Here is a 5,845-nt window from a genome sequence, read left to right as displayed (position 1 = left end):
GGCAACGTCCGCGAGTTTTTCTTATTGAGAGCGGGAGAGAGTGCGATGAACATGGAATTCTACGGTTTGGTGAAGAAATTAAGAGAATATCGGCTGGATCATGAGATTACTCTCAGCGATATCGAAAAGGGAACGGGAATCTCTTCTCAACGTATGAAACGCATCGAGCAGGGGATAAGTCCCATCACGGTCGAAGAAGTGGAAGCGCTGCTTGCCTTCTATCGTACGGACCCTAATACCATTCTTTCGTATAAGGATTTAAACAAGCCTGCGGGTCGGCAGCAGAAAGCGCTTCAGGTGCTTATCTGGATCGCATTGTTTGCCGTACTTGGCTACGGCGGCTATAAAGGTTATACCGTACTGCAGGGAGTAGGCTCCACACAAGCAAGCAAAAAAGCTTCAGTAGAGGAAATGCTTCAGCAACAGCCTTCGGGCGGTGAGCAGAAAGTCAGCGAGCTTCTCACTTCTTCTCAGGTGAACAAACCATCTTCCGATACTCCGAACAAGAAGCAGGAACAGAAGATGGGACAAGTGGCACCTGATGAATTCCGTCTGGCCGTGTACGGTGACAGGTCGTATCATGCTGGCGGGACAAACCTGACAATGCCGGTTGATTTCCAGCTGTTCCCGGTGTCAGACTTTCATGTCGGGCAGGGAGTTCCGGCCTGGATAAAGGATGCGGCAAACAAAGCGCCTACCGGGATTGATGTGGCGAATGTCAATGTTCTGCAAGGCCAGAGCAGGGAAAGCATCATGAAAGAGATACAGACACTTTCCCAACATAATATAAAAGTTATGGGCTTCGGCACGGAAGAAGAGGTATTCCGACCGCAGATATTCGAGAAAAACGGCGTGAAGTACGGGCTGATGACGTACACGCGTGTCGTGCCTGCTGTAGAATGGAAAGCGGAAGGCAAACGGATTGGGGTTGCCGACGCTTACGGTAAACATATTTTTGATGATATTCGCCGGGCGAAACAGCAAGTCGATGTACTGATTTTAACGATGTATTGGGGAAAGAAAGGCCAGACGGTGCCGGAACGCTATCAGACCGATTTCGCGTACGATTTGCTCGATGCGGGAGCGGACATGATTATCGGACACCGCAATCCGGTGTGGCAGCCGCATGAAATATATAAAGGGAAATATATCTTTTATAATTTAGGTCCCGCTCAGCTGGATGTAATCTTTGACGGGAAAAGTATTAAAGAGATCGCGATTATACAGGGAAATGAGCGGCGTGTACTTCCGCAGAGAAAAGCAGAGAAATAAAAGCGGATTCTCTTTTTTTATTCCCAAATTTTCACCATTCCTGTTACAATAGAGGATGTTATAGAATACGGGTGAGAGAAGCCGGGGCTATCCCGCGGACCACCCGGCTATGCGTTTTACTAAAACCGAACAGATTCGGCCCGGTGAGGCCGCGACTACGGCGACATGGATGGAAAGACGTATAGGTGTGGTTCGGGCAAAGGAGTTCGACAAGGATGAGAAAAAAGGTAAAATTAGGCGCGATTGCACTGTTCGCGTCATTAAGCGTATTAACCGGTTGTAATACGAGGGTGATTGAGCACGAAAACCAGGCGCTGAAGGCGGAATTAGAAAACGTGAAAAAACAGTTGAACGAAAGCCGCCAGCAGACGAAACAGGTTACCGATGAGAAGGCGGAACTGGAGAAGACGGTGGAGCCGCTGAAGAGTGCGGAAGTGGACGAGCAGACGCTACCGCAACTGGCGTACTTGATGGAACAGCAAGCGCGGGCCGCGTTTCGGGGAATGTACGAGGCAAGCATGCCGCTGGTAAACGGAACGAATGGGGAGAAGGTAAAGCGGATTGCCTTAACGCAGTTTCAGCACGCTCTTGCGCCGCATGCGACCCAGGAATATATCGATACGGAAACGCGCCGTCTCCAGGATGCATGGGCAAGCAAGAATCCGATTGTATTCCCTGCTGATAAAGTAAAGCAGATTACATTGAAACAAAAAGATGACAAGCAAGCCGTCGTAGAAGCAATAATTAACCGGTCTGGCAGCGCGACGCCGCTTACTCCTGCACAGCCGCAGGCAAGCGAAGACCTGCTGATGACGATTACAGTGGAGAAAACCGATTTTGGCTGGAAATTGAAAAATACGAAGATTGCACCGGCCCCGGCCGCACAGCCGACCACGACACCTGCTTCCCCGCCATCGGGAGAAGACGTAAACCAAGAGGCTGACTCAAGAGGTTGACCCAAACTCCCATGGCTTAACAGCCACCACGAGGAATGATAACCAGATCGAAAGTCACTGGTTATTGTATGAAAAAAGCCGTTGAACAACGACTTTTTTGAGCCAGCTTTATCTTTTTAACGCAAAAAGGGGATCCCGAAAGCTAGCTTTTGGGATCCCCTTTTTTTATGCAATACACGTTAGCTTGATACTGCGATATCAGAGAACAAAATGGACGGTGCGCCGTACTGGCTATGACCGCTTGGCATTGAGAAATCAAAGTCATTCGCTTTCTTTACGATTTGTGCGAATAAATCGAAGAAATTGTGGGCGATAGTAATTTCTTTGATAGGCGCGGTCATTTGTCCGTTCTCAATGCGGAAGCCCTGTGCCGCGAGCGAGAAATCGCCTGATACGATGTTCGTGCCGGAATGCAGCCCCTGCACATCCGTGATATAGACGCCATTGTACATCTCCTTGAATAGGGAGGCTAAATCGATGCCACCGTTCGGAATTTGCAGGCGGTGTGGCGCAATCTGCACCGTTCCCTTGTAGCTGCGGATGCCGTGACCGGTGGGTTCCTGCCTCATCTCGGCTGCGGTCTGCTGACTGTGGAGGTAGCTCTCTACTACCCCGTCACGCACCAGATAGCGCTTGGCTGTATCCATGCCTTCATCATCAAACAGGATGCGCTCATGACCGGAGTGCGGGTCGTCGAGCAGGGTGAGCGATCCAAACAGTTTCTCGCCAAGCTGACCTTCCAGGCGGGATGTACCCTGAAGAATATTGCGTGCCGAGAATACGTCGCTGTAGACGCCGAGCAGCGAGCAGACCACGCGGCGGTCCAGCACTACGGGATAGCGTCCGACTGCCATCGGTTTGCCGCCCAGCTTCCGGCGGGCTTTGTTCACGGCCTCATCAATCAGTTTGGTACGGTCCAATTTGCTAAGATCGCCCAAATAGTAGGCGCTGTCCGTTTCCACCTCATCACCGCGCTTTACGATGACGGAGAGGTAGGCCATATTGTAATTGGAGTGGTAGGTTTTATTCAATCCGTACGTATTGGCGATTTGTCTCGTGCCTTCTCCGGAGCTAATCATCGCATAGCTTACGTCTGAGACTTCCTTAGCTGCCCGCGCCTCATCCTCAAGCGCCAGGGCCAGCTTAATCTTTTCCTCTTCCGGTAAATTGGGCTGGCTGTCATGCCAGCTTCCTTCCTGCTTTTCATCAAACAGCGGCTCCCGCTCTTTCATCAAAGAAGCGTTATCCTTTACCATATCCAGCAGCGTTTCGAATTCGCGCGGACGGAGCCGCTCGGTGTAGGCGTACCCTGTGCCGTTCTGGTATGTACCGCGTACGCCAAGTCCCGCGGTGTTGGTCTTTTTATAGGATTCGATTTTGCCTTTATATGCCTGAATGCTAAAGTTGGTGGACTGGCTGGTCAACACTTCCAATTCGCTGATTCGCTTCTTCTTCGCAAGCTCGAATAGCTGTTCAATCATTGGCCGCTCCCCCCCACTGTCAATTGTGACACACGCAGTGCTGGCTGGCCGACATTGACCGGAATGGAACCGCTAACGGAACCGCACATGCCCTGCCCGGGCAGGAAGTTATCGCCTACCATATCGACGTCATACATCGTCTGCCGGCCGTTGCCGATTAGCGTTGCTCCTTTAACGGGATAGGAGAGTTTGCCGTTTTCGATCATATAGCCTTCCAGCACGGCGAAGTTAAAATCGCCGGTCGTCGTATTCACGCTGCCACCGCCCATCGTTTTGGCGTACAATCCGTATTCGGTACATGCAATCATATCTTCCAGCTTGTCACTGCCTGGCAGGATGTAGGTGTTAGTCATGCGTGATGTAGGCGCAAAACGGTACGACTGGCGCCGGGCGGATCCGGTCGGTTCCATGTTCATGCGCCGCGCATTCAGCTTATCGATCAAATATCCTTTCAACACGCCGCGGTCAAGAAGCACATTGCGCTTGGCGGGCGTACCTTCGTCATCGACATGAAGAGAGCCCCATTCGTTTCTTACTGTGCCGTCATCGACGGCGGAGATTTTGTCGCTGACGACTTTTTGCCCGATTTTTCCCGCATAAGGGCCTTTGCCTTTCGCGACTGCGGTGGCCTCCATGCCGTGACCGCATGCTTCATGAAAAATAACCCCGCCGAATCCGTTGTCAATAACGACCGGCATTTTGCCGCCGGGACACGGCTTGGCCTCCAGCATACGAACCGCCGTGTCGGCTGCGGATTCAGCCAATTCGCGCAAGTCAAGCTCGCTGTAGAATTCGAACCCTTTTTGCGCACCGGGTGCGATGTAGCCGCGTTGCTTCTGATTATCTTCGGTAGCGATGGCTTCCACAAATAGGCGGGTGCGTACGCGCACGTCTTCCGCCCACGTACCTTCCGAATTGGCAATCAATACTTTTTGTGTCTCATCGAAGTAACGAGCGCGCACCTGCGTAATGGCGGTATGGTATGCCATGGCGTGATGATTCACTTCTGCCAGCACATCCCGCTTTTGTTGGATGGAGACGACGCGGGGGTCGATTTGCGCGAGGTGGCGAGGAACGACGAATTGTTTTCGGAAAGTAATCGTCTTATTTTTTTGTTCACCTTTCTTCGCGGCCTGGGAAAGAAGGCGGGCGATTTCAATCAGGTGTTCTTCGTCTTCGTTGCTGGTATACGTATAAAGGTAGTCGTTTTCATGGAAAATGCGTATACCGATGCCGAAATCCTGGCCGGAGCGCGCTTTTTCCACTTCGCCTTTCACCATAGAGATATTTTGCTCGATTTTGTTCTCGACGAACACTTCGGCAAAATCGCCTCCGTGGGACAAAGCAGCCAGCAGCACGCGCTCGACTGTTGCTGGGTTAAGCATGGGCATCTTTCCTTTCCTTTTTTACCATTTTATACGATTATAATGTAAGATAGCATCAAGAAATCGGAAAGGATTTATCAGAATTATGTATTTTGTTTATATAGTGCGCTGCGCCGACGGCTCGCTGTATACGGGCTGCACGACAAATGTAGAGGAACGGGTGAAAAAACACAACGATGGAAAAGGCGCGCGCTACACGCGCGGGCGCACTCCGGTAGAAGTGGTATACATAGAGGTGACAGCCAATAAAAGTGCAGCCCTGAAGCGAGAGCTTGCTATTAAGGGATACACCAAAAAACAAAAAGAGCGTTTGGTTAGCGAGTGGAAGAATGAGGATGTGTAAAATTCCGCAAAACGTGCACCTTAATTAGCGGGAGGTGAGAATCATGGCTAAACGTTCTCAAGCAGGCACTAACATCAACCAAGTGCGTCAACAAAACCAACAATCCGCTCAACAACAAGCTGGCCAACAATTCCAAGCTGAATTTGGCAGCGAAACTGACGTACAAGCTGTTCGCCAGGCTAACCAACAGTCCCAGGCGAAATCAGCTCAAAAGCAACAACAGCAAAACCAACAGTAATACACGAAACACCTTCCAGGCTCCGGCGAATGTCGGAGCTTGCCTGCGTACAGAATAAATAACGACGTTGTGATTATTTCTTTGAAAAAGTTCTTGCATATATTTTGGTGAAGTGATATATTTGTATATGTCGCCGCTAATTAAGCGCGACGAACTTTATCTTGCACTTT

At 50.6% G+C, this 5,845-nt stretch carries 6 protein-coding genes; 4 read left to right on the top strand and 2 right to left on the bottom strand.

Annotated features, from left to right (window positions below):
* The first annotated feature begins 45 nt into the window (after nt 1-45).
* Nucleotides 46-1,272 carry a CapA family protein gene (locus ADA01nite_RS03425; protein WP_146808506.1) on the top strand — a complete coding sequence of 409 codons (1,227 nt, stop codon included), beginning with the start codon at nt 46-48 and terminating at the stop codon, nt 1,270-1,272.
* Between the two features lie 215 nt (nt 1,273-1,487).
* Nucleotides 1,488-2,228: a hypothetical protein gene (locus ADA01nite_RS03420; RefSeq protein ID WP_146808505.1), complete on the top strand. Its 741-nt coding sequence runs from the start codon at nt 1,488-1,490 to the stop codon at nt 2,226-2,228.
* A 179-nt stretch (nt 2,229-2,407) separates the two neighbouring features.
* Here ADA01nite_RS03420 and ADA01nite_RS03415 read toward each other — a convergent pair whose 3' ends face one another.
* Both ADA01nite_RS03415 and ADA01nite_RS03410 read right to left on the bottom strand, forming a co-directional pair.
* Nucleotides 2,408-3,709: a TldD/PmbA family protein gene (locus ADA01nite_RS03415; protein WP_146808504.1), complete on the bottom strand. Its 1,302-nt coding sequence runs from the start codon at nt 3,707-3,709 to the stop codon at nt 2,408-2,410.
* Complete coding sequence (locus tag ADA01nite_RS03410; RefSeq protein WP_146808503.1) at nt 3,706-5,094, bottom strand: TldD/PmbA family protein; 1,389 nt, start codon at nt 5,092-5,094, stop codon at nt 3,706-3,708. Before ADA01nite_RS03410 ends, ADA01nite_RS03415 begins: the two co-directional genes overlap by 4 nt.
* 85 nt (nt 5,095-5,179) lie before the next feature.
* Between ADA01nite_RS03410 and ADA01nite_RS03405 the strand changes: the two genes are divergently transcribed.
* Both ADA01nite_RS03405 and ADA01nite_RS03400 read left to right on the top strand, forming a co-directional pair.
* Nucleotides 5,180-5,437 (top strand): GIY-YIG nuclease family protein, encoded by a 258-nt coding sequence (locus ADA01nite_RS03405; RefSeq protein ID WP_146808502.1) that lies wholly within the window; start codon nt 5,180-5,182, stop codon nt 5,435-5,437.
* 43 nt (nt 5,438-5,480) lie between these two features.
* On the top strand, nt 5,481-5,675 hold the full coding sequence (locus tag ADA01nite_RS03400; protein WP_146808501.1) for a gamma-type small acid-soluble spore protein: 195 nt from the start codon (nt 5,481-5,483) through the stop codon (nt 5,673-5,675).
* Nucleotides 5,676-5,845: the final 170 nt, after the last annotated feature.

Source organism: Aneurinibacillus danicus, assembly GCF_007991215.1.
Classification (GTDB): Bacteria; Bacillota; Bacilli; order Aneurinibacillales; family Aneurinibacillaceae; genus Aneurinibacillus; species Aneurinibacillus danicus.
Note: the sequence above shows the minus strand (reverse complement) of the source record. Positions and strands in the feature narration are given on the sequence as shown.